This window comes from Pseudorhodobacter ferrugineus DSM 5888, assembly GCF_000420745.1.
Classification (GTDB): Bacteria; Pseudomonadota; Alphaproteobacteria; order Rhodobacterales; family Rhodobacteraceae; genus Pseudorhodobacter; species Pseudorhodobacter ferrugineus.
The window spans coordinates 26160-50481 of the sequence record NZ_ATVN01000018.1 but is presented as its reverse complement, the minus strand read 5'-3'; the positions used below and the strand labels follow the sequence as shown (position 1 = coordinate 50481).

Below are 24322 nucleotides of genomic sequence, written 5' to 3'. Positions count from 1 at the left end.
TTCAGCACGCCGGCGCTGGCCGACAATAAACGAAGGGAACATGACCAATGACTCATATAGAAAACCCCTCAATCGTGACGCTGCATGATCGCCGGAAAAAGTCGGGATCTGGCAAAGCATCACCCAAGCAGGCTGCAAAGATTGCCCGCACAGTTGCAAACGACGACAGCACAATAAATGCGACCGCGGTTCCAAATCCGGTCGCTGAAACAGCCAAGCAAGCTGTGCAAATTGCACAAGGGGCGGGGCAGGGCACGTCAATCTATGACGCGCTGGACCACAATATGCAAAGCGCCGTATCCCGTTTCACACAAGGCCTATCGCCTGCTGCGCTGATGGGGGCTTGGTTCGACTGGGCGACCCATATTACAGCCGCCCCCGGCAAGCAGTTGCAACTGGTCGAAAAAGCCGCTGACAAGCTGAGCCGCCAAACCCGGTTCGCGCTCCATTGCGCGGGGACGTCCAACAAAGCTGAACCCTGTATCGCGCCCCTGCCGCAGGACAATCGGTTCAGCGGCGATGCTTGGCAGACAAAGCCATACAACATCATTTATCAGGGCTTTTTGCTGCAACAGCAGTGGTGGCACAATGTGGTGACAGGGGTTCCTGGCGTCACCAAGCAACATGAACAGGAATTGCAGTTTCTGACGCGTCAATTGCTCGACATGGCCTCGCCGTCCAACTTCTTGTGGACCAACCCCGAAGTGCTGGCGCGGACGCGAGAGAGTTTTGGGATGAATCTTGTCCAAGGGATGCAAAACGCCCTGAAGGACGCACAAGATGCCGTGGTCGGCGCGGCCCCCAAGGGCGTGGAGGCGTTCTTGCCGGGCAAGGATGTTGCGGTGACGAAAGGCAAGGTCGTCTATCGCAATCGGTTGATCGAACTGATCCAATACGCCCCGTTGACGGGCAAAGTGCGGCCCGAGCCTATCTTGATCGTTCCTGCCTGGATCATGAAATATTACATCCTTGATCTGTCGCAGCAAAACTCGCTGGTGCGTTATCTGGTCGAACAGGGCCACACAGTGTTTATGATTTCCTGGAAAAACCCGGATGAGGGTGATCGCGACCTTACGCTGGATGATTACCGCCACCTTGGCGTGATGGAGGCGTTGGCAGCGATTGGAAAAATCGTGCCGGACCAAAAAATCAACGCAGCCGGGTATTGTTTGGGTGGCACATTGCTGTCTATTGCAGCGGCTGCGATGGCCCGAGATGGGGATAACCGTTTGGCATCAATGACACTGCTTGCCAGTCAGGTTGATTTTACCGAGCCGGGCGAATTGCAGCTTTTTATCAACGAAAGCCAGCTTGCCTTCCTTGATAGCGTCATGTGGAAGCAGGGCTATCTGGACACCACACAGATGGCCGGTGCGTTCCAGATGCTCAGCTCGAATGATCTGATTTGGTCGCGCGGTGTTCGAAATTATCTGATGGGCGAAAGCCGGCCAATGAACGATTTGATGGCATGGAATGCCGATGCGACGCGGATGCCCTATGCGATGCATTCGGAATACTTGCGCAAACTTTACCTCAACAATGATCTGGCCGAAGGGCGGTTCACCGTTGACGGGCAACCCATCGCACTTTCCGATATCCGTATCCCGATCTTTACCGTCGGGACGCAAAAGGATCACGTCGCGCCCTGGCCTTCGGTGTTCAAGATACAGGCGTTGACCGATACCGAAGTGACCTTCGTTTTGACCAGCGGGGGCCATAATGCCGGTATCGTCTCAGAGCCGGGCCACGCGCGCCGCACTTATCGAATCAAAACCAAGGGCGCGATGGATCGCTATACCAGCCCAGAAACCTGGGCGGATGAAACCGATGCTCATGACGGATCTTGGTGGGAGGCGTGGGCCACATGGCTTGGCTCCCATTCGGGTGCTATGACTGCCCCGCCGGATATGGGAAATGCGGTTGCGGGCTACGCCCCGCTTGGCGACGCCCCCGGCACCTATGTGATGCAAAAGTAGAGGCGCCAATACAGTTAACGCGAAAGGAAAGGTAGAAAATGGCACACACTCAGAGCAATAGCCTTAAGGCCGCCGCCATCGTGGCGCTGGTCTTTGGTGCCCTAACTGTATTTTCAGGTGGTCGCGCCCTGTTTGGCGGCACCGAAGCCCAAGCAGCCGTCGGCAATGCCGTGGGTTTTGTGCTGTGGTTCAACTTTTTGGCCGGGTTTGCCTATATATTGGCCGGAGTCGGGCTGTTTTTGCAGCACCGTCCCGCCGTGTGGATTTCCCTTGGCATTTTGGCAAGCACCGCGCTGGTCGGGATCGCTTTCGGTGTCCATGTGCTGCAAGGCGGCGCGTTCGAGTTGCGCACCGTTGGCGCGATAATCCTGCGCACCGCAGTCTGGGCGGTCATTTCGGTGATAGCTGCACGCCACATAGCAAAGCCGCTGGGGCGCGGAAAATAAGATTATACTGTCCAATTCAATCGACTTGTCAGGTGAATTTAGGGTCATCGCTTAGTCAAACCAGACCTTTTGAATCAAACCCTGCCCTCTACTCCGCAATAAGCAGATCAATCCCGCGGCTTTTAAAGGCTTTTGCATCGGCATCCGAAATCCCATCATCGGTGATGAAAGTATGGATCACCTCTAATGCGCTGTCAGCCGCCTTGCCCAACAGGGGTTGAAGGCTGACAGTGGCTGACAGTGGAGTGCCCCCATCGGGTGATCCGGTTTGAATGCTAGTGCATGGTCGGCCTCTGGTCTATCGGCATCATGCTTTCTGGCGCGGGCGGACAGAAGCGCAGGGCGCTGTGCGGCCTGACTGTGTTGTAGTGGTGTCTCCAACGTTCGATCAGGATCTGAGCTTCGCCCAACATAGCTGGAAACACGTTTGCTGCATTGAAATGAGCATCATGCTTTTTTCACAAAACCTGAGCCCGCTTGATGATCGTCAAATCAAGAAAGGCCCGGGTCTGGTAGCAAAGCCTAAGAAAGTTATGAGGCCTGTTATTCGCAGTCTGCCCCCCTTCATTGATCTTCGCGCCTTTCTTGCTTGGGCCAAGGAACGGGATAATTTGCTATGCCTTTCAGACAAGATAAACCTTAAGCATGAAATGACCGCGGTACAATTGGCAGCGTTGCGGGCCAAAGGCCCCATTTTGCGCTTTGATATGGCTATTGGACAGGAAGGCAACGCGCCATTTATGCCGGTTATTGGTAATCTTTTCGGTACGCCTGAACGGGTTGCCGCAGGGCTTGGGTTGACCTTGGATCAGATTCCCGCCTTTGGGACGTTCCTTGCTGCATTGCGTAGCCCGCAACCAGTGGATGGAATGCGCGATGCCTTGTCACGTTGGCCGATGCTAAAGGCGGCGTTGGCGACACGGTCAAAGCAGTTGCGCCATGCACCGGTGCAAGAGGTGGACGCCGCCGTTGATATGGGCAAGATCCCTGTGCAAACCCCTTGGCCTGAGGATGCTGGGCCACTGATTACATGGCCCGTAGTTATAACGCGGCCACACGGCTCTGCGCCTGACAGCGTGGCGCAATATAACCTAGGCGTTTACCGTGCGCAGGTGATCGGGCCAGATCGCCTTATCCTGCGGTGGTTGGCACATCGTGGCGGTGCGGCCCATGCCCGCAGTTGGGCGCGGGCAAGCAAGCCGATGCCCGTTGCTATAGCCCTGGGCGCAGACCCTGCAACGCTGCTTTCGGCAGCGCTGCCTTTACCCGAAACAGTGTCGGAACTGGCGTTCTCTGGCGTTTTGCGCGGGGCGCGTACCCAACTTGTTGCGGCGCGCAGCGTGCCGCTTTTGGTGCCGGCCCATGCCGAGATTATGATTGAAGGTTGGATTCACCCCAAGGAGACCGCCCCCGAAGGGCCGTTTGGCGATCACACGGGCTATTATAACTCGGTCGAGAATTTCCCCGTGATGCGCATTATTGCAATCACCCATCGCCGTGATCCTTTGTACTTGAGTACGGTCACAGGCCGTCCGCCCGATGAACCCTCGGTGATTGGTGAAGTGTTCAACACGCTAGCGCTGCCAGTGATCCGGGCACAAATTCCCGAAATCCGTGACCTTTGGCTGCCGCCTGCGGCTTGTTCGTACCGGATGGCTGTGGTGCAAATCTCCAAATGCTATCCAGGGCAGGCGCGGCGGGTGATGATGGCACTTTGGGGGATGTTGGCACAGTTTTCCTATACCAAAACGATTGTCGTCGTGGATGAGGATATTAATCCGCGCGATTGGGATGATGTTGTCTGGGCTATGGCAACCCGCATGGACCCGGCCCGTGATGTCATGGTTCTTGAAAACACGCCGATGGATTATCTAGACTTCTCCAGCCCGCGTGATGGTTTGGCAGGCAAGCTTGGCATCGATGCCACGAACAAGATCGGGTCGGAAACTATGCGCGAATGGGGCCGGGTGATGGCGCTTGATCCGGCGCATGAGGCGCGGGCCGCCGACCTGATTGCACGGCATCTGAGGGACAAGCGATGATGGGGCGAGTGATATTGGCTGTCTCGGGCGCCTCGGGGGCAGAATTGGCGCTGGAAGTAGCAAAGGTTTTGCGCCGCACAAGTGTTGCGGTTGACTTGGTGCTGTCGTCGATGGCCGAACGCACGTTAGTGCTTGAAATTGGGCCAGAGGCGCATGGAGAGCTGGTATCTTTAGTAGATTGTTTGCACCCGATCAGTGACCTCGGGGCAACGCTCGGCTCAGGCTCCTATCCCGTGGCGGGGATGATCGTGGCACCCTGCTCCATGCGCAGCCTTGCCGCAATTGCCCAAGGGCTTGACGACAACCTGCTAACCCGCGCCGCAAGTGTGCAGCTAAAGGAGCGCCGCCCCTTGGTTTTGCTGGCGCGTGAGGCGCCGCTGACCTTGGCACATTTGCGCAATATGACAGCGGTGACCGAAATGGGCGGCATCATCATGCCCCCGGTTCCCGCGTTCTATCTGCTCCCAAAAACCATCGAAGATATCACCACGCAGATTGCCGCCCGCGCGGTGGATCTGTTGCGCCTTGCCCCGCCCCAAGCAAAACCCTGGGCACCACCAAACGGAGAATGACCATGATGAATATTACCCTAGACACACAGGTCCGCGATGTTGCCGCCGAAATGCCGGGCGCGGCCGAGCTGTTCCGTCAGGCGGGTATCAGCTTTTGCTGTGGCGGCAAGTTGCCCCTGGCCGAGGCGGCTAAGGCCCAAGGCCTGGAGCCTGAAACCCTGCTCGCTCAGCTTTTCGAGCTGCAAGAGGCTGCTAACCGCGATGCTCCAAGCGAGACCATGGCGCTGATCGATCATGTTTTAGAGCGCTATCACGAAACCCATCGCCGCGAATTGGAAAGCCTGATCCCCTTGGCGCAACGCGTTGAAACCGTACACGGCGACCATGAGGATGCCCCGCTGGGTCTAACGGCCGCGCTGATCGCTTTGCATGACGAGCTGGATAGTCACATGATGAAAGAAGAGCGGGTATTGTTCCCGTTGATGCGGGCAGGCAATACCACTGCACTGGCCGCACCTCTGGCGGTTATGCGTGACGATCATCATACGGCCACTGACCTTTTGCGTGGGATTGAACATGCGAGCCACGGCCTGGTACTGCCCGAAGGTGCGTGCGGGTCGTGGACTGCGCTCTATACAGGCCTGCGCAAGCTGGGTGATGACCTTGTCGCTCATATTCATTTAGAGGAAACCGTGCTGTTCCCGCGCTTTGAAACCCAAACCGCATAACCACCCTTCGTCACCCCATAAGCCGATGTTTTTGCTTATGGGGGTATGGGCGACGCTGGTGCCTTGGGTTTGGTTGTGGCCGGGATTGATAAAGGATCCTGCTTTTTGGCACGCGCATGAGCTTATTTTTGGCATGGCAGGGGCGGCACTTGGTGGCTACCTGCTGATTGCTTTGCCAAGTTGGACGGGACCGAATAGGGCTCACAGGATCGGGCGTTTGCCGCTTTTTCTGTTGGTACTGGCCTGGGGTTTGGGTCGCGGTTCGATGCTCATTGAGGCACAGGGAGTTGCTTTGCTTATTTGTGCCAGCCTTTATCCATTGGGGCTTGCCGGGCTAGTGCTGCTGCCCCTCTGGCGCGTCCGCAGGTGGCAAAAACTGCCCTTTGCTGTGGTGCCAGTGGTTTTGGCCGTGGCAGATGTTACGTGGCTCGCTATTCGGTGGAGGGGCCTATCGGACGCGCCGTTCGGGCCTGCGGTTGTTTTAGGCTTTGCTGTGTTGCTGTCGGTGGTTGGCGGGCGGGCCGTGCCTGCCTTTCTTAACAGCCGATTTCAGGCGACAGGCGCCATTGTTTTGCCACTGCGTACACTTGGGGCGCAAGCCAGCGGGCTCATTATGCTGTCAATCGTCTTGCTGATCGCGCAACGGCCGCATTTGGCCGGGGCCGCGATGATGGCGTCGGGGGTGATGCAATCCATTCGCCTAATTGTCTGGGGCAGGCGGGCGTTGTTTGCGCATCTGGATTTGATGATGCTTTACCTTGCCTGGGCTTGGCTAGGGATTGGGTTGATGCTGTTGGGGACAACTCTGCTGATGCCGGCTGTGTTCACGCTGGCGACGATGCTGCATGCGTTGACCATTGGCGCGATGGGATCAATGATTATGGCTGTGGCAGGACGGGCCTTTATGGCGCGCGCGCCGGGGCGGCTGCGGGCCAGCCCCACCCATGTTACAGCATTTGCCATGATTAGTACTGCGGCGGTTCTGCGGCTGGTTATCCCCGACGCCGTAGTGATGGGCCTTGTAGGGTTACAATGGTCCATTCTGGTATGGAGCTTAGGCTGGGGCCTGTTCATGTTGCCCGTATTACGCAGTCTGGCAAGGCCATCGCCCCACCCGGTTTTAAGCGCTGTACGCGCCCAAACTTGACTGGCGTCAATTCCTTTTTGGGCTGTGCTTGGTAGACGAGGCAAAGGACTCAGCAAAGGATATCTGATGCAATCCGCCCCTTTTGAAATTGAAAAGGCGCCACCGCTTGTGGCGTTCGCCCTGCGCCCATTACCTTTGCCGCTGCTATCAAAAGCTCTTACGGCGTTAACCCGCAGCGTCGCGGGGCGCCACCCGTCGATGTTTCGCAGGCTTGGCCCCTTTGCCAGCGCGCGATTTGTGCTGGATCCAACCGATCTGCCCTTCGTGATCTGCTTGTCGCCAGATGCCACTAATCCACATGTGATCCTGCACCGGAGCCCACAACATGGGGATGCCAAAATTGCCGGGCCATTGGCCGCCTTGCTTGGGTTGGTGCATGGTGCCTTCGATGGCGATGCGCTGTTCTTCTCGCGTGATCTGGTGATTGAGGGCAATACCGAGGCGGCCTTGGCGCTACGCAATGCGATCGATGATGCGGAACTGGATATTGGGGCAGAGTTACAGGCGATGTCTGGCCCCTTTGCGGGCCCGCTACGGCGCGCGATTATTTTGGCACAGGCGCTCACAGGGCTTTGCCTTAAGCGACCGGAAAATGGAGGCTACTGCTGATGGAAATCGTCTGCCCTGCGGGAACGCCCGCATCTCTGCGGGCCGCTGTGAATGCGGGGGCGCATACGGTATATTGCGGTTTTGCCGATGAAACCAATGCGCGCAATTTTCCGGGCCTGAATTTCGATCGCACTGAAATGGGTGAGGGTATTGCTTTTGCTCATGGCCACGGCGCGAAGGTATTGATCGCAATTAATACCTTTCCTCGCGCGGGTGCCGAGGGTATTTGGCATAGCGCAATCTCAAACGCCGCCGCATTGGGGGCTGATGCGGTGATTTTGGCTGATTTGGGTTTGCTGCATTATGCGGCGCAAAACCACCCCGATTTGCGACGGCATTTGTCGGTGCAGGCGGCGGCAGCCAATGCCGATATGATCAACTTTTATGCGACCTCTTTTGACGTGAAGCGAGTTGTCTTGCCGCGGGTTTTATCGGTGCCCGAAATCGCCGCAATTAATGCGGAAACGCAAGTGGAGACGGAAGTGTTCGTGTTTGGTGGGCTGTGTGTCATGGCCGAGGGGCGTTGCTCGTTATCCTCATATGCCACCGGAAAATCGCCCAATATGAATGGCGTTTGTTCGCCTCCAAGCCATGTGGACTACCGCGAGGAGGACGGCGTACTAAAGGCGCGCTTGGGTGGTTATCTGATCCATAGCGCGGCCAAGGGAGAGCCTGCGCCCTATCCAACTCTTTGCAAGGGCTGTTTCACTGCAGCCGAGAAGAGCGGCTATTTGTTTGAGGACCCTGTTAGTTTGAATGCCGAGCAATTAATTCCGCAATTGCAGGCGGCTGGCGTCACCGCACTCAAGATCGAGGGGCGACAGCGTTCGGCCTCATACGTCGCACAAGTAGTGCAGAATTTCCGCGCTGCGGTCGATGCTTTGGCGCAAGGGCATTCGATGCCTGCCGGAATGTTGGCGCGGCTGTCCGAAGGGCAGGCCAGCACGACCGGCGCATATAAGAAAACATGGAGATAAGCCGATGAAATTGACCGTTGGCCCCAACCAGTTCTTTTGGAAAGCCGATGCATGGGCTGCGTTTTATGCAGATCTCGCAAAAGCCCCCGTAGATCACGTTAGCCTGGGCGAGGTAGTGTGTTCCAAACGCTTGCCATTTTTTCAAGACCGTATTCCCGATGCGATTTCAGAGTTGCAAACAGCGGGTAAAACGGTCGCGCTGAGCAGCCTCGCGCTTGTCACGCTAAAGCGGGAACGAAAAATGACGGCAGAACTGGCCGAGATGGGTGTGGAGGTAGAGGTCAACGATCTGACCGCGCTGTCGCATTTGCCACACGGCACGCCGTTCAGCGTTGGACCCTTGGTGAATGTCTATAATGAAAGCACATTGCGCTGGCTTGCCGGTCGCGGTGCCGTGCGGATTTGTCTGCCGCCCGAATTGCCGCTGGACTCGATTGCTATATTGGCGGTGGTGGCACGCGAAGTCGGGGTGGAAATCGAGGTTTGGGGCTATGGCCGCGTGCCGCTTGCGATTTCGGGGCGCTGCTACCATGCCCGCCTGCATGCGCGGCCCAAGGACCATTGCCGATTTGCCTGCGAAGATGATCCCGACGGTCTTCCCGTATTGACCCGTGAGGGGAAGCCGTTTTTGGCGATGAACGGGGTACAGACGCTGTCGGAGTCCCATGCCTGTATGGCGTTGCAGGTCGACGCCCTGGCACAGGCCGGGGTTTCCTCCCTGCGCCTGTCACCACAAACTGGGGATTTCGGACAGATCTGCACAGCGTTCCGCAATCTGCTCGATGGGCGGCTTTCTGGCGCTGAACTGATCACCAAGTTGCAAGCCGAAAACGAAGTCCTGCGTCTTTCTGACGGGTTTATACGCGGCGCGCGCGGGGCCGATTGGTCGGGAGCTGCTTCAATCTGAATTTAAGTCCCCTTTGCTCCAGTTTCGGGACAAAGGGAAATGGACACCTTAGCCCGCACCTTTGGTGTAGGACTTGTAGCGTTTTAATAAGCTCCAATCGGTGATATCAAGGTAGAACGGTCTACGCTTGAAGTCTTTGACGGGCGTCAATTTCAGCTGCGCAGCGCTGACATGATACGAAGGGTCGCAGGCCCAACGCGTGGCGGCGTGCCGTGTGCCGAAGTATACACTCAGGTAAAAAGGCGGTTTATGCGCGACTATAGCGACGTTCAACATCCCTGTGGTAACTGCGATTTCCACGATCAAAGCATCTGGCAACCTGTCAGCGGTGCCGCTTTGCCGATCCTCAATCGCGGCTTTGATCGTTTGCCGCTTGAGACCAGTCAAATCCTGTTTGAACAAGGTGAGGAAAATTCCGGCGTCTATTGCGTCTCCAGAGGTTTGATCGGGATTCGCAGCTGTCAGGACGATGGCAAATCGACACTTTTGCGGCTTGCCTATCCGGGCGAGATTATTGGGTTCCGTTCTTTTATGGCAGGTCAACCCCATCACACCGAAGCGCAAGCACTTATCCCTTCTCGGGTGTGTAAGGTTCCGCGCCATAGTGTCCGTCAGATCTTGAACCGCTCACCCGAGGTGCTTGGCCGTTTAGCGGACAGGTGTATTCAGGAAATTGACCGCAGCCACGCCCATATAATCGCCGCGGCAACGCGCTCGAACACAGAGAGATTGTCAGATCTGTTAGGAAGGCTTTTACAAATACATGGTCGAGATTGCGCAGATGGCAAGCGCATGTATCTGCCCCTATCCCGGATCGACCTTGCCGATTTGTTGGGGATACGGCCCGAAACTTTGTCGCGTGTCGTAGCCCGCTTACTAAACGACAGCGCGTATTCGATCTGCGGGCGTGAGGTTTTGTTGCGAGGCTAGCGTTGGCCTTCCATGGGGCTTGTTGCAAAGAAATGTGGCCGAGATGGCTGGACCGACCTATAGGATGAACGCACGGAGCATCGCCATGTTCCGAACCCGCTTTGCCCCTCCCCGCCTGGTCTCATACTCACTGATCTTGTTGCAATGCCGGGAAACTCCGGAACCATTACAGGGGCACTCCAGTGCCGTGTCGGTGCTGTTCATCCCATTGGTATGGCGTGAGCTGAGGATCAGCATTCGTCATTCGATGCGTTATCTTGAGTCGCGAAAGAAAACACGTCGTGGCGGCTTGTGATCTGTGGTCAACGTCCAATCCTAATGTTGCAGAGTTCTGTGAATTTGTATCCAAATCGAGCTCCCGCAACCAAATTCATAAACGATATCAAATAGATAGAACCAGACCTAAACAGTCAGGTTTTGGCTTGCGCATTTTGTGTCAACGCCTTGTCAACGTTTAAAGAGTCCCCCTGAAAACAGCTAGGCGATTCACACATTTCGGAGCCTCCATCCGTGGGCGAGGGATTTGAAGTATTGGAGCCCGTGGCGGAAGGTGATTGGGCCGGGCGGTTTGGATTTTGGGTAGCCATCCCATCCACCGAGCTTGGCAATGATCCACGCGGCCCAAGCAAGTGTTTCCGGCGGGCGAGGGTTCTTCTGGAGCGCGGTCTTTCCTTCGATCTCGGGCAGTAGTGCGTGGAGGGTCTCGATTTCGGAGGGCAAGAAGGCGATCTTGGCGTCTTGCCCGGACCGACCGTCGCGCGCCTGGACGAGTTGCATGATGGTGCAGGCAGCTCGGGCGGCAATCGCAGTCAGCTTGATCAACCGCACGGCATTTTCCAACTGGCTGTCCTCCAGTTGCAATCCCTGTTGTTTCAGGGTGCGGAAGAATTGTTCGATATGCCAGCGCTGCCGATACCCGTTGCCTGGCAGGGCATTGAAAATGCCCGAGAAGGGGCCAACCACGCGCCAGGCCATCGCCGCATCTTTGACCCCATGTGTGGTCAGAAGCCGCCACGCAATGGGCTTGGCGCCTGGCGGCGCATTCACCTCGCAGACTTCGACAAGGCTGACTTTCACCGTCTCGGCCAACCCTTCCTGCCTGGCCAGAATGGCGGGGCGCTTGAGCGTGACGTGGCCAAAGCGAGCCACGAGCCTGGCGTTGCGGGCCGGACGGCCAGGGCGTGCGCGCAACGCTATCAAGGCGGTGCCCGCCATTTGCAACGGTGCCGAGGAGAGCTTTCCGCCCCCCTCCCTGATCGAACGATCCACCATGGCGCGGGTCAGGATGTGAAAGCCCGGCTCCGGCAATCGCGCCCATTTCTCATTGAATTGCCCCGGTTTTACTGGAGTGTGATTTGTTCAACGACTACATCCCACCAGCAGAGGCAGAAGACAGGTACTATGCGCAGTTCGACACATTGGATATGGTCGCATGACATGAAGTAATCAGCCTCCGGCAAACAGGGGGCGGTTCACGTGGCGGTTTTAGCCGCATCAGCGAGGGTACCTGCGCCGGTCGCATTCATCATCAAAACTGTCTTTACGTCAGCGGCGTTGGCAATTGCAGCAAGCCCATTCTGTTTTGAAGGGCCACAGACAAATACGCGCGGGGTGGCATCGATCAAAAAATACGACACCTCAGCAGGCGTATAGACGGGATTCAGGGGCAGATGGATTGCCCCGCACAGCAGCGTACCTCGATATAGGGCAATCGCCAATACAGATTTCTTAAACTGGACGGTCACACGGTCACCGGGCTGCCTTTCTGTCGGACGAACTGTTTTACCATCCTGAAAGCAGATGTGACTTGGCAATAGAGCCTTTTTTGGATCCAATACCAGAGCTGAATTTATTGATTTTCACCCGAGGAAATGTACCACTCAGCCCGTCCGCTAAAGCACTAATGGTTCATCTGAAACGGCAGCCAAACGCCCTGCATGGCGCGTTGATCGGGCGCCCGGCGGCGGGTGCGCTTTTATTCTATGGTCTTGCCAAACAAACGGTGTTTCGTGCAAGTATGAACAACCGAGGACCAATAATGATGATGCGTCCCAAGCTTTTGCAGAACTTCCTTGATGCGACTTTTGTCGTTGCAGATAGGTTTGTGACCGACCATCATTCAAAATTGTCAGTCTCGAGGATTTGGGCCGCACTGCAAACACACTCCGAGATATCCGAAGGTGCAGGGACAGGTTTGCCCGTTTGCAGCCAGTTGGGGGACGCAACAAAGCCATCTCTTTTTCAAGACCCGGAACTATGTCGGCTTATTGATGCATTTGTTGCGCTGGAACCTGCATTGAGCTGGCGTGTTCCTGACGGTAGCCGACTGCACGCGAGCACCAACTTTGAGCACAGCCATGCCAATACGGTGATCGTGGGTCCAAGCGGAATTGAAAGGCGGGATGACCTTTTGATCGGCGTCTCATTGCTCGCTTCTAATGTCAGGTATCCTGACCATTCCCACCCGCCGGAAGAAACCTATCTGGTACTCAGTGACGGAAGCTTTCGCCAAAAGAATGGCGCATGGTTCACGCCCGGCATCGGTGGCACGTTCTACAACTCGCCGGGCATTGTGCATGCAATGCGTTCCGGTGACTCGCCGCTCTTAGCAGTCTGGCTTTTGTGGGCGGGGTGACTCCTCTCTTGAACAGCAAGTTCAATTCCGCGCTCTGCCATAGCCCAATCTTGAAACACTTGCGCTTGGCGCACAATCTGTGGATTTGCGGAGGCGGCAGACAGTAGGAAATAGTCTGAGCCATGGGTCATTATTCGGTCAGAGATTTGGACTAGGCTGCCTGCTTCCAAATCAGACCGCACCATCGCGAGTGGGCAAAGTGCCACGCCTTGACCAGACAACGCTGCTGCCCGTAGCAAGTTAAAATCCTCAAAGGTTGGGCCGATGTCTGCGGTCTGATCACGGGCATCCCCACCTTCCAACCAGCGCCTCCAGCCAGATGGATCACCATCGTGGAGCAATCCAAGCTGCAAGATGTCAGCATCCGTTTCCGGCTTGCGCCCCAGTGCCTGCAATAGGGTAGGGCTACAGACGGGAGCACTTTGCCCGCCCAGAAAAAACTGACTTTTGACATTTGGCACTGTCGGCGTTCCACGTGAAAAGACAAAAGCAAGATGTACATCATGAAAATTGATGTCTTGGCCATGAATCGCATAGACAATGCGCGTTTCAATCATCGGGTTCGCGGCCCTAAACCGGCTTAGCCTTGGGATTAGCCAGCACATGGCAATCGACGGTATCGCGGCGATTACAAGGGCCTGGCTGGTATTGCGTGTCCGGGCACAGGCGGCCTCAATCTCGGCCAGAGATGTGGCCAAGTTGCGGGCCAGCTCGGCCCCATGTGGCAGCAATTGGGTCCGGTTGCCCTCGCGCTCAAACAGCGGTTTGCCCAGCCAGCCCTCAAGATTACGAATTTGGTGGCTGACGGCTGATTGCGTGACGCAAAGCACATCCGCCGCCGCACGAAATGAGCCCAGACGGGCGACCGCCTCAAAGGTGCGTAAAGCATTGAGTGGAGGAGTCGTCATGGATGGCCTTAGCATGAGAAAAATTGATCCTATCGTGAAAAATGGTCTTTTGACAAGGTCGTTGAATAAAGGCCTGATTGTCCGTAATCGGGTCAATGTCGACCCACCGAATCTTTGGAGGTCAAGATGGAACGCGAACGGTTACAAAACTATGTAGACAATGGCGAAAAAGCAGTCCCAACGTTTTCCGACGCTGAAATGACCCGCCGCATGACCGCAATTCGAGGCTATATGGCACAGGCCGGAATCGATGCAGCTCTGTTCACCAGCTATCACTGCATCAACTACTATTCTGATTTCATGTTCTGTTATTTTGGCCGCCGCTATGGCTTTTTGGTCGATCACAATATTGCTACGTCGATTAGCGCAGGGATTGACGGTGGCCAGCCGTGGCGCCGGACCTTTGGCGGCAAGAACGTCACCTACACTGACTGGCAGAAAGATAATTATTTTCATGCCATTCGCGGGTTGACCGGCGGCGTCAAACGGTTGGGGATCGAATTCGATCACATCAACATCGACACGCTGAACCTGTTGAAATCCGAATTCCCGACGATGGAGTTTGTTGATATTGGTGCGGCCTCTATGCGGTTGCGGATGATCAAATCGGCCGAAGAAATTGCCCACATCACCAAGATGACCCGCATTGCCGACATCGGTGGCGCGGCTTGCGTCGAGGCAATTGGAGTGGGTGTTCCAGAGCATGAAGTGGCCCTCCATTCGACCGCGACGATGGTTCGTGAGATTGCTAAGGTTTGGCCACATGGCGAGCTTTTGGACACTTGGACATGGTTCCAGTCGGGCATCAACACCGATGGCGCGCATAACCCTGTGACCAGCCGCAAGATCGAAAAGGGCGATATCCTATCACTGAACTGCTTCCCTATGGTTGCAGGGTACTATGTGGCTTTGGAGCGCACGCTGTTTTCGGAAGAGGCATCGGACGAGCATACCCGCCTGTGGAACATCAACTGCGCCGTACATGATCGCGGTAAGGAACTTCTGGTTCCAGGTGCCAAGTGCAGCGACATCGCCAAAGAATTGAACGATATGTATGCGGCGGAAAACTTGCTGCAATATCGCAGCTTTGGTTATGGCCATTCGTTCGGCGTTCTGTGCCATTACTATGGCCGCGAAGCCGGTTTGGAGCTGCGCGAAGATTGCGATACCGTTCTGGAAGAGGGCATGGTTGTTTCAATGGAGCCAATGATCACCGTGCCAAATCATCTGCCGGGCGCGGGTGGCTACCGCGAGCACGACATCCTTGTCATTACCAAGGAAAACAACAAGGGCAACACCAACATTACCGGTTTCGCCTACGGTCCCGATCATCTGATCGTCAAGAACTGATAGCACGCCGCCAATAAGCCAGCCTCGGCCGATCTTCGGTCGGGGCTTTTTGCTGCGCTGTTCACACTTTCCATCAAGGCACAGCCATCGGCAGGCGCGACCTACGCCACGCATCGGGCGTCGTACCATGTGACGCCCGAAAAACCCGTATCAAATGCGAAACATCGGCAAAGCCGGTTTCTTGCGCGATATGCGTGATAGATCTGTCGCTGCGGTCGAGCAAGAGTTGTACATGGGCAAGGCGGATTTTTTTACTCGCCTCGGAAGGGGTAAGCCGTAGCGCATCAGCAAAATGCCGTTCCAGTTTGCGGCGGCTGACCTTTAGCCGTTCGGCCAGCGCAGTCACCGTCGGTGGGGTGTCCAGCATCTGTTGCATCGCCAAAAGCGCGCGTTTGACCAAGGGGTCAGCAGTGGAAAGTTCTAGCGGCAGTCCGGGTTGCGGGCGCTCGGCGGCCATAGCTTCATCTATCATCATGATGGCCAGGCTTTTCTTTGCTGCGGCGCGGCCAATATGCCGATCAACCAAGAACGCCGCCAAATGCGCCGAGCTGGTGCCGCCAGAACAGGTCAACCGATCGCGATCCACGACAAAGATTTGATCTGACACCGGGGAAATGCCGTCGAACTGTTCTAAAAAATCATTATGGTGAAACCAGCTGACGCAACAGCGATAGCCTTGTAACAGCCCTGCGCGGTGCAGAACAAATGCGCCTGTGCAGACGCCGATTAAAGGCACCCCTGCCACCGCGGCTCGCCGAAGAAAATCTGCATGGGCTGGATCGAGATACTCAAGTTCTTGCATCAGGCCGCCAATGACGACGATGTAGTCAAATCGCGCCGGATCGCCCAGTCGTTCTTCGGGTTGAACCGCGATGCCGCTGCTGGAGAATAGTGGGTCTGTGGTGGTTGATAGCACACGCCAGCCGCACAGAATCGGGCGTGAACCGTCACCCTCATCCGCCGCTAATCGCAGTACATCTACAAAATTTGCAAAGGCGCAGAGCGTGAAGCGCCGCGTCAGGATAAAGCCAACCCTCAGGCGCGGTACAGAAGGAGAGAGGGTGGGTTTGGTCATGGTGTATCCTTTCACGGGTGGCGCAATTATAACGTCAATATGACGCATTCATACAGTGAAAAATCGCCATTCATGTAATGATGCTTCATCTTTCCGAAATCAGCCCCCGAAAGGCTCCGTGATGACCCATTTTTCTGCCCTATCCTTGCTGAAGAATGCCCTGACGGGCAACAAGAACTGGACCGAGCAATGGCCCGATGCCCAGCCCAAGAAAGAATATGATGTCATCATCGTCGGCGCGGGCGGGCATGGGTTGGGGGCGGCCTATTATCTGGCTAAGGAACACGGAATTACCAATGTTGCGGTAATTGAAAAGGGCTGGCTGGGCGGTGGCAACACGGGACGGAACACCACGATTATCCGCAGCAACTACCTTTATGACGAAAGCGCTAAGCTTTATGATCATGCGCTCGATCTATGGGACAACCTGTCGACCGAGCTGAACTATAACGTCATGTTTTCAAAGCGTGGCGTGATGATGCTGGCGCATAATGTGCATGACGTGCAGTCGTTTCAGCGACATATCCATTCCAATCGGTTGAACGGCGTTGATAATCGCTGGCTGAACACTGCCGAGGCAAAGGCGTTTTGCCCCCCGCTGAATGTATCGCCTGATGCACGGTATCCGGTGATGGGGGCGGCCTTGCAGATGCGTGCAGGCACCGCGAGGCACGATGCGGTGGCCTGGGGTTATGCACGCGCTGCGGCCAAGCGAGGCGTCGATATCATCCAGAACTGCCCCGTGATTTCGATCCGCCGTGGGGCAGATGGGTCGGTTGAAGGGGTGGAAACCGCAAAGGGATTTATCCGCGCCAAAAAGGTCGCGGTGTCGGCTGCGGGCCACACCTCTGTGATCATGCAAACGGCGGGTGTGAAGATGCCGCTCGAAAGCTATCCGTTACAGGCGCTGGTTTCCGAACCGATCAAGCCGATCTTCCCTTGTGTCGTGATGTCGAACACTGTCCACGCCTATATCAGCCAGTCTGATAAGGGTGAGTTGGTGATCGGGTCAGGTACTGACCAATATGTCAGCTATTCTCAGCGCGGCGGTTTGCCGCTGATTGAACATACTGTCGCTGCGATCTGCGAGGTGTTTCCGATCTTCAACCGGATGCGGATGCTGCGCAAATGGGGCGGCATCGTGGATGTAACGCCAGACCGTTCGGCTATTCTGGGTAAGACCCCGGTCAAGGGGCTCTATGTAAACTGCGGTTGGGGCACGGGTGGGTTCAAGGCGACACCGGGGGCCGCGCATTTGCTGGCTTGGACAGTGGCAAAGGATGAGCCGCATAAAATCAACGCGCCCTTTACTTTGGAACGCTTCACCACCGGGCGCTTGATTGACGAAGCCGCCGCCGCCGCTGTTGCGCATTGAGGAATTTGACATGCTTTTGATCCACTGCCCCTATTGCGATGACACCCTGCCCGAATTGGAATTCGCCTATGCCGGTGAGGCGCATATCGCCCGCCCTGCGGATCCGTCCAAACTGAGCGATGAGGAATGGCGTGATTTTCTGTTCATCCGGTCAAACCCGCGCGGTCTGCATGCCGAGCGCTGGCGCCATATCAACGGTTGCGGGCGGTTCTTTAACGCGCTGCGCGACACCGTGTCGGATCGTTTCCTGACCACCTATCCCGCCGGGCACCCACGCCCTGACGTTACCAAGTTGGAGGCCGCAGAATGAACCCGTTTCGCATCAAGGGCCGTGGCCGTGTCAATCAGGACCGGCCGGTCCGCTTCACCTTTGACGGTAAGACCTTTGTCGGCTTCGAGGGTGACACCGTCGCCTCGGCGTTGTTAGCCAATGGCGAGCATTTGATGGGCCGTGGTTTCAAATACCACCGGCCGCGTGGTGTTGTGACTGCCGGGTCCGAAGAACCCAACGCGCTAATCGGCACTACCCGCGGGCCGGGGAGGTTTGAACCGAACACTCGCGCGACAATGCAAGAGATTTACGACGAACTGAGCACCGAAAGCCAAAACAAATGGCCGACTCTGAAGTTCGATGTGGGCGCGATCAATGACCGGCTCTACATGCTGTTTTCGGCGGGTTTTTACTACAAAACCTTCATGTGGCCCAAGTCTTTCTGGGACAAGGTGTACGAACCCTTTATTCGCCGCGCCGCAGGCCTTGGCCGCGCACCGACCGAGCTTGACCCTGATCACTACGCAAGCCGCTATCTGCATTGTGATGTGCTGATCGTGGGCTCTGGTCCTTCAGGCCTTGCCGCCGCCCTGACAGCTGCGCGCAGCGGTGCGTCGGTGGTTGTGGTGGATGAGCAATCAGAGATGGGCGGTGCGTTGCTGTCTGAACCTTCGGTTGATATCGACGGCGACAATGCTTGGGGGTGGTTGGCGACAACGCTGGACGAACTGGCGAGCTTGCCCAATGTTCGGCTGATGTCCCGCACCACGGCGATTGGATATTATCACCAAAACATGGTGGGCCTGTGCCAAAAGCTGACCGATCATCTGTCAGATGTTCCCGTCGATGCGCCCCGCGAACGCCTTTGGCGCGTCCGTGCGGGACAGGTCATTTTGGCGCAAGGTGCGATCGAGCGGCCGATGGTGTTTGACGGCAACGATCGCCCCGGCGTGATGATGGCGGGGGCGGCGCAGACCTTCCTGCATCGTTTTGGCGTTAAAGTGGGCGACCGCCCGCTGATCCTGACCAGCCATGATAGTGCTTGGCACACCGCTTTTGACCTAGCCGATGCAGGCTGCAAGGTAGCGGCCATCGTTGATACACGCACCGATATTCCGCCTGCGCTGATGCATGCAGCCATGGCTCGGAACATCGAAACCCTGACTGGCCACACCGCTACCGCGACGAGTGGACGGTTGCGGGTGAAATCCATTCGCGTCAATCCGGTGCGTGGTGGAGCCGTGGGGGCAGCGCGCACAATCCCTTGCGACGCTGTGCTGATGTGCGGCGGCTGGACGCCGTCCTTGCATTTGTTCAGCCACACCAAAGGCTCGCTCGATTGGGATGCAAAGGCCAAGGCCTATCTGCCCGGCCATAAAACCGAGGCCGTGCATATAGCCGGCGCGGGCCGCGGCCTTTGGGGCATCGCCGCCGTGTTGGAGGATGGGGCCAAAGCAGGCGCGGATGCACTGCGCGATCTGGGCCGCAAGGCGGGGGCCGCCACCTATGCCGTGACCGGCGACCGTACCGGCGCCGGCATTACGCAAAAGGAGTTGCCGACCGACCGCAGCCCCGGCAGCGCCAAGGCGTTTGTCGATTTCCAGAACGACGTGACTGCCAAGGATATCCGGTTGGCTGTGCGCGAAGGCATGCGGTCTATCGAGCACGTTAAACGCTATACCACCAACGGCATGGCCACGGATCAGGGCAAGCTTAGCAACATGAACGGGTTGACGATTGCATCGGATGCGCTTGGCAAAGATATCCCGCAGGTTGGTTTGACCACCTTCCGCCCTCCTTATACGCCCACGACTTTTGGCGCTTTGGCAGGTTATCACAAGGGCAGCCATTTCGAGGTGACCCGCAAGACGCCAATTGACAGTTGGGCCACTGAGCATGACGCGGCCTTTGAACCTGTCGCCCTGTGGCGGCGCGCCTGGTATTTCCCCAAGGCGGGTGAGGATATGCACGCGGCGGTCAACCGCGAATGCAAGGCCACACGCCAGTCGCTGGGCATGTTTGATGCGTCCACACTTGGCAAGATCGAAGTGTCCGGCCCAGATGCGGTGGAATTCATGAATCGCATGTACACCAACCCGTGGACCAAACTCGGGGTGGGACGCTGCCGCTATGGCCTTCTGCTTGGTGAGGATGGGTTTATCCGCGACGATGGCGTGATTGGCCGGATGCGAGATGATCTGTTCCATGTCACCACGACCACGGGTGGTGCGGCCCGCGTGCTGAACATGATGGAAGATTATCTGCAAACCGAATGGCCTGACCTGCAAGTCTGGCTGACCTCTACCACCGAGGAATGGGCAACCATTGCGATCAACGGTCCCAATGCGCGCAAGCTGCTGGCACCACTGGTTGAAGGGCAGGATATGTCTGACGAGGCCTTCCCGCACATGTCGGTGGCGGAATGCAAGGTCGCAGGCTTTTCGTCGCGTCTGTTCCGCATCAGCTTTACCGGCGAGTTGGGGTATGAGGTGAACGTGCCCGCCCGCCATGGCCGCGCGCTGTGGGAAAAGCTGATGGAGGCGGGTAAACCCTATGACATCTGCCCTTATGGCACCGAAACCATGCACGTTTTGCGTGCGGAAAAGGGCTATATTATTATTGGTCAGGATACCGACGGCACGGTGACGCCCGAAGATGCAGGCATCGGCTGGGCAATCGGCAAGGCGAAACCCGATTTCGTCGGCAAACGGTCACTGTCGCGGCCTGATATTGTGGCCAAGGGGCGCAAGCAACTCATTGGCCTTTTGACCGATAATCCCAAAGACGTGCTGATTGAGGGTGCGCAGATAGTGTTGGATCCAAAGCAGCCCAAACCGATGAAGATGATCGGACATGTGACCAGTTCCTATTGGTCCGAAGCGCTGGGGCGGTCGATTGCCATGGCGGTGGTCGAAGGTGGGTTTGACCGTATGGGCGACACGCTGCACATTCCCACCGCAGATGGCGGCTCGCAGGCGGCAAAGGTCACGGGGTGTGTGTTCTACGACCCCGCCGGGGACCGGTTGAAAGTTGAATGAGGAGGATGCCAGAATGAACGCCCCAGTAAAATCGTTTGACGCCGTATCTGTTGCCGTCCTGCCCCCCGTGGCGCGGCTTAACCTGCGCATTGCCCCTGCCAATCTGGCGGTGGCCTCGGCGGCTTTTGGCTTGACCCTTCCCACCAAGATCGGGCAGGGCGTGGCCAAGAAAGGCCATGCGGCGTGGTGCCTTGGCCCCGACGAATGGTTGCTGCACGCGCCTGAGGCGGACCAAGCGGCCATTGTTGCCGATTTCACCGCAGCGCGTGTAAAAGCGCCCCACAGCCTGACAGTGATCTCGGATCGCGAGTTCACGATTGCCATCACAGGCCCCCGCGCGCAGGAGTTTCTGTCGGTCGCCTGCCCGCTGGACCTGTCGCGCATGGCCCCCGGCACCGCCAAGCGCACGCTGTTTGACACGGCACAGGTTGTGTTGATCCGCGATGCTGACGATGCCTTTCGCATTGAAGTCTGGCGGTCGTTCTTTCCGCATGTGTCCGATCTGTTGGATATCGCCCTGCGTGAGTTTGCCTGCGGTCTTTGACCCTTTGACGACAACTTGCCAATCATAGTGCGTCTTTCCGGCGCGCTCCGACCACCTTTGCCTGAAAGGCCCCTTGTCATGCCAAAAACCCTGACCGCAAACCAGATCACCGATACGGCCATCGCCGAGGCAATCGGCCTTGAGCTGGACCGCCAGATGAACCAGATCGAACTGATCGCTTCAGAAAACATCGTCAGTCTTGATGTGCTGCGCGCCCAAGGCTCGGTGCTGACCAACAAATACGCCGAAGGCTATCCGGGCAAACGCTATTACGGCGGGTGCGAGCATGTCGATGTGGTCGAACAGATCGCCATCGACCGCGCCAAGCAGTTGTTCGGTGCGGGCTTTGTCAATGTGCAACCGCATTCGGGCGCGCAGGCCAATCAGGCGGTATTTTTGGCGCTCCTCCAGCCCGGTGACCGCATCATGGGGTTGAATCTTGCGCATGGCGGGCACCTGACCCACGGCTCGCCCGTCACGATGTCTGGCAAGTGGTTCGACGTGGTCAGCTATGAGGTACGCGTCGAGGATCAGTTGATCGACATGGACAATGTGCGCAAAGTCGCGTTGGAGACAAAACCAAAGTTGATTATTGCCGGGGCCTCGGCCTATCCACGCCACATCGACTTTGCCGCCTTCCGTGCAATTGCGGATGAGGTGGGCGCTTATCTGATGGTGGATATGGCGCATTACGCCGGCCTGATCGCAGCAGGGCAATACCCCGATCCGATGCCCCATGCCCATGTTGTGACGACGACTACCCACAAAACCTTGCGCGGCCCGCGCGGTGGCATGATCCTGACCAATGATGAGGCTTTGGGCAAAAAATTCAACTCGGCCGTGTTCCCCGGCAATCAGGGCGGCCCCCTGATGCATGTGATCGCCGCCAAAGCCGTGGCCTTTGGCGAGGCGCTGGACCCGTCGTTCAAGGACTATGCAAAGGCCGTGATCGCCAATGCGCAGGCGCTGTCTGGAGTGCTGGTAGAAGGTGGCCTTGGCATCGTCTCGGGCGGCACCGATTGCCATATGGTTCTGGTCGATCTTCGCCCCAAGGGCGTGACGGGCAAGGCCGCCGAAGCGGCGCTGGAACGAGCCGGGCTGACCTGCAACAAGAACTCGATCCCGTTTGATCCGGAGAAGCCGTTTGTTACTTCGGGTGTCCGGCTTGGCACTTCCGCGGGAACCACGCGCGGCTTTGGCGTGGCCGAATTCCGCAAGGTGGGTGAACTGGTTTTGCAGGTCATCAACGCGCTGTCAGCAAACGCTGAAGGCGATGCGCGCGTCGAGGCGGTGGTGCTGGCCAAGGTGCGTGCGCTATGCGCGGCGCACCCGATCTATGGCATGGGCGACTGATCTGATGTTCCTGTCGGTATTTGATATCTTCAAAATTGGCGTCGGCCCGTCATCGTCGCATACGATGGGGCCGATGACCGCTGCCGCGCTGTTTCTTGATGATTTGCGCGGCGGGGCAGAAAAGATCCCAGGCGCGGGGCGGTTGTCCGGTTTGGGTGCCAGCTTGCACGGCAGCCTTGCCTTTACCGGCAAAGGCCATGCTACAGACCGCGCCGTGGTGCTAGGCCTGCTTGGGTTTCGCCCCGACACGCTGAACCCCGACGCCGCCGAGACACTGGAAGCTGCGGTGCGCCGCAGCGGTCGCATATCGCCGCCGGGTCTCGGCGATTTGGCCTTTGATCCCGACCGTGATCTGGTGTTCGACTATGGCCCACCGCTGCCAGGCCATGCCAATGGGTTGATCCTGCGGGCCTATGACGAACGCGGCAATCCCTATTTGACGCAAACCTATTACTCGGTTGGCGGCGGGTTTGTCGTAACGGCCGATGAGTTGGAGGCGTCGAAATCCGGCACTCTGCATGCGGAAAAGGCGGCGCGCGGTTATCCGCATCCATTCGGTACGGCATTGGAAATGCTGTCAATGGGCCAAGCCACCGGCAAAAGCATCGCTGAAATGAAACGCGCGAATGAGTTGGCGCATTCCGGCCCCGGTCTGGAGGATCGGCTTGATACACTGTGGCAGGCGATGGACGCCTGTATTGCCCGTGGTTTGCGCCAAGACGGGATTTTGCCCGGCGGGTTGAAGGTCAAGCGTCGCGCTAAGGCAATTCACGAGCAGCTTATGGTCGAACGCGGGCGGAACCAAAGCCAACCACATGTCGCCAATGACTGGTTGTCCGTCTATGCCATGGCGGTGAATGAGGAAAATGCTGCTGGTGGTCGGGTCGTCACCTCGCCGACCAATGGGGCGGCAGGGGTGGTGCCTGCGGTGATCCGTTATTATCGCGACCATTGCATCGGGGCGACGCATGTCGGCATTCACACGTTCTTACTGACCGCAGCTGCGATTGGCGGGCTGATAAAGCACAACGCTAGTATATCGGGGGCCGAAGTGGGCTGTCAGGGTGAAGTGGGCAGTGCAGCGGCCATGGCCGCCGCGGGGTTGTGTGCGGCCCTTGGCGGCACCAACGAACAGGTGGAAAACGCCGCCGAAATCGCGCTTGAGCATCATCTGGGCATGACCTGCGACCCCGCAGCGGGCCTTGTTCAGGTGCCTTGCATCGAGCGTAATGGCTTGGGTGCGATCAAGGCGGTGTCTGCCGCCAGCCTTGCTCTGCGCGGCGATGGCACGCATTTCATGCCGCTGGACAATTGCATTGAGACGATGCGCCAGACCGGTATCGACATGAATGTGAAATACAAGGAAACCTCGACAGGCGGGTTGGCGGTGAATCTACCAGAATGTTGAGCCGTGTTTCAGGCTATACCAAGCACTCTATAATTAAGGACGGATCGGTTGCTCGATCCGTCCCATTTTTTTTGTTGCGATGCCAGAGGTT

23 protein-coding genes and 1 pseudogene are annotated in these 24322 nt (G+C 57.2%); 18 read left to right on the top strand and 6 right to left on the bottom strand.

The window, feature by feature from the left end:
• Positions 1–47: 47 nt before the first annotated feature.
• On the top strand, positions 48–1976 hold the full coding sequence (locus tag G560_RS19435) for a PHA/PHB synthase family protein (protein ID WP_081647677.1): 1929 nt from the start codon (positions 48–50) through the stop codon (positions 1974–1976).
• Positions 1977–2014: 38 nt separating this feature from the next.
• Positions 2015–2422, top strand: coding sequence for a hypothetical protein (locus tag G560_RS0114930; protein WP_022705105.1), 408 nt, complete (start codon positions 2015–2017; stop codon positions 2420–2422).
• A gap of 88 nt (positions 2423–2510) precedes the next feature.
• On the opposite strand, the gene G560_RS21670 is transcribed toward G560_RS0114930, so the two are convergent.
• Positions 2511–2633, bottom strand: a complete 123-nt coding sequence (locus G560_RS21670) for a hypothetical protein (RefSeq protein WP_280513723.1) — start codon at positions 2631–2633, stop codon at positions 2511–2513.
• A 64-nt stretch (positions 2634–2697) separates the two neighbouring features.
• A pseudogene (locus tag G560_RS20765) lies at positions 2698–2832 on the bottom strand (integrase core domain-containing protein); the annotation flags it as partial.
• 135 nt (positions 2833–2967) lie between these two features.
• Here G560_RS20765 and G560_RS0114915 point away from each other — a divergent pair.
• The 8 genes from G560_RS0114915 (at position 2968) to G560_RS20760 (ending at position 10274) form a co-directional block, all read left to right on the top strand.
• Positions 2968–4464: a UbiD family decarboxylase gene (locus tag G560_RS0114915; RefSeq protein ID WP_028914144.1), complete on the top strand. Its 1497-nt coding sequence runs from the start codon at positions 2968–2970 to the stop codon at positions 4462–4464.
• Entirely contained in the window at positions 4461–5036 is a 576-nt protein-coding gene (locus tag G560_RS0114910; RefSeq protein WP_022705101.1) for a UbiX family flavin prenyltransferase, read from the top strand. The genes G560_RS0114915 and G560_RS0114910 overlap by 4 nt, the downstream gene beginning before the upstream one ends.
• 2 nt (positions 5037–5038) lie before the next feature.
• The gene (gene ric / locus G560_RS0114905; protein WP_028914143.1) at positions 5039–5704 is read left to right on the top strand and encodes an iron-sulfur cluster repair di-iron protein; all 666 of its coding nucleotides are present in this window, start codon (positions 5039–5041) and stop codon (positions 5702–5704) included.
• Positions 5685–6851, top strand: a complete 1167-nt coding sequence (locus G560_RS0114900; protein WP_269430467.1) for an NnrS family protein — start codon at positions 5685–5687, stop codon at positions 6849–6851. The genes ric and G560_RS0114900 overlap by 20 nt, the downstream gene beginning before the upstream one ends.
• Before the next feature lie 66 nt (positions 6852–6917).
• Positions 6918–7460: a ubiquinone anaerobic biosynthesis accessory factor UbiT gene (ubiT, locus tag G560_RS0114895; protein WP_022705098.1), complete on the top strand. Its 543-nt coding sequence runs from the start codon at positions 6918–6920 to the stop codon at positions 7458–7460.
• Complete coding sequence (gene ubiU, locus G560_RS0114890; RefSeq protein WP_022705097.1) at positions 7460–8437, top strand: ubiquinone anaerobic biosynthesis protein UbiU; 978 nt, start codon at positions 7460–7462, stop codon at positions 8435–8437. The genes ubiT and ubiU overlap by 1 nt, the downstream gene beginning before the upstream one ends.
• 4 nt (positions 8438–8441) lie before the next feature.
• A complete protein-coding gene (gene ubiV, locus G560_RS0114885; RefSeq protein ID WP_022705096.1) occupies positions 8442–9344 on the top strand; it encodes a ubiquinone anaerobic biosynthesis protein UbiV in 903 nt (300 codons plus the stop codon).
• Positions 9345–9515: 171 nt separating this feature from the next.
• Positions 9516–10274, top strand: a complete 759-nt coding sequence (locus G560_RS20760) for a Crp/Fnr family transcriptional regulator (RefSeq protein ID WP_338053576.1) — start codon at positions 9516–9518, stop codon at positions 10272–10274.
• 486 nt (positions 10275–10760) lie between these two features.
• Here G560_RS20760 and G560_RS19430 read toward each other — a convergent pair whose 3' ends face one another.
• Together G560_RS19430 and G560_RS0114870 are read right to left on the bottom strand one after the other, a co-directional pair.
• The gene (locus tag G560_RS19430; protein WP_033419453.1) at positions 10761–11582 is read right to left on the bottom strand and encodes an IS4 family transposase; all 822 of its coding nucleotides are present in this window, start codon (positions 11580–11582) and stop codon (positions 10761–10763) included.
• Positions 11583–11746: 164 nt separating this feature from the next.
• The gene (locus G560_RS0114870) at positions 11747–12019 is read right to left on the bottom strand and encodes an AMP-binding protein (RefSeq protein ID WP_022705094.1); all 273 of its coding nucleotides are present in this window, start codon (positions 12017–12019) and stop codon (positions 11747–11749) included.
• A gap of 80 nt (positions 12020–12099) precedes the next feature.
• Here G560_RS0114870 and G560_RS20755 point away from each other — a divergent pair, with 80 nt between their 5' ends.
• Entirely contained in the window at positions 12100–12909 is an 810-nt protein-coding gene (locus G560_RS20755) for a dimethylsulfonioproprionate lyase family protein (RefSeq protein ID WP_211215449.1), read from the top strand.
• Here G560_RS20755 and G560_RS19425 read toward each other — a convergent pair.
• Positions 12828–13913 (bottom strand): LysR family transcriptional regulator, encoded by a 1086-nt coding sequence (locus G560_RS19425; RefSeq protein WP_231575877.1) that lies wholly within the window; start codon positions 13911–13913, stop codon positions 12828–12830. The genes G560_RS20755 and G560_RS19425 overlap by 82 nt on opposite strands.
• Positions 13914–13943: 30 nt before the next feature.
• On the opposite strand from G560_RS19425, the gene G560_RS0114855 reads away from it, so the two are divergent.
• Positions 13944–15167: an aminopeptidase P family protein gene (locus G560_RS0114855; RefSeq protein ID WP_022705091.1), complete on the top strand. Its 1224-nt coding sequence runs from the start codon at positions 13944–13946 to the stop codon at positions 15165–15167.
• Between the two features lie 73 nt (positions 15168–15240).
• Here G560_RS0114855 and G560_RS0114850 read toward each other — a convergent pair whose 3' ends face one another.
• A complete protein-coding gene (locus G560_RS0114850; RefSeq protein WP_022705090.1) occupies positions 15241–16242 on the bottom strand; it encodes a GlxA family transcriptional regulator in 1002 nt (333 codons plus the stop codon).
• 121 nt (positions 16243–16363) lie between these two features.
• Here G560_RS0114850 and G560_RS0114845 point away from each other — a divergent pair, with 121 nt between their 5' ends.
• The 6 genes from G560_RS0114845 to G560_RS0114820 all read left to right on the top strand — a co-directional run bounded on the left by G560_RS0114845 (position 16364) and on the right by G560_RS0114820 (position 24231).
• Positions 16364–17617: a sarcosine oxidase subunit beta family protein gene (locus G560_RS0114845; protein ID WP_022705089.1), complete on the top strand. Its 1254-nt coding sequence runs from the start codon at positions 16364–16366 to the stop codon at positions 17615–17617.
• Between the two features lie 10 nt (positions 17618–17627).
• Complete coding sequence (locus tag G560_RS0114840; RefSeq protein ID WP_028914142.1) at positions 17628–17927, top strand: sarcosine oxidase subunit delta; 300 nt, start codon at positions 17628–17630, stop codon at positions 17925–17927.
• A complete protein-coding gene (locus tag G560_RS0114835) occupies positions 17924–20926 on the top strand; it encodes a sarcosine oxidase subunit alpha (RefSeq protein WP_022705087.1) in 3003 nt (1000 codons plus the stop codon). The genes G560_RS0114840 and G560_RS0114835 overlap by 4 nt, the downstream gene beginning before the upstream one ends.
• A gap of 13 nt (positions 20927–20939) precedes the next feature.
• Positions 20940–21470 (top strand): sarcosine oxidase subunit gamma, encoded by a 531-nt coding sequence (locus G560_RS0114830; protein WP_022705086.1) that lies wholly within the window; start codon positions 20940–20942, stop codon positions 21468–21470.
• Positions 21471–21548: 78 nt separating this feature from the next.
• Positions 21549–22823 (top strand): serine hydroxymethyltransferase, encoded by a 1275-nt coding sequence (glyA, locus tag G560_RS0114825; protein ID WP_022705085.1) that lies wholly within the window; start codon positions 21549–21551, stop codon positions 22821–22823.
• A 4-nt stretch (positions 22824–22827) separates the two neighbouring features.
• Positions 22828–24231 (top strand): L-serine ammonia-lyase, encoded by a 1404-nt coding sequence (locus G560_RS0114820; RefSeq protein WP_028914141.1) that lies wholly within the window; start codon positions 22828–22830, stop codon positions 24229–24231.
• The last annotated feature ends 91 nt before the right edge of the window (positions 24232–24322 follow it).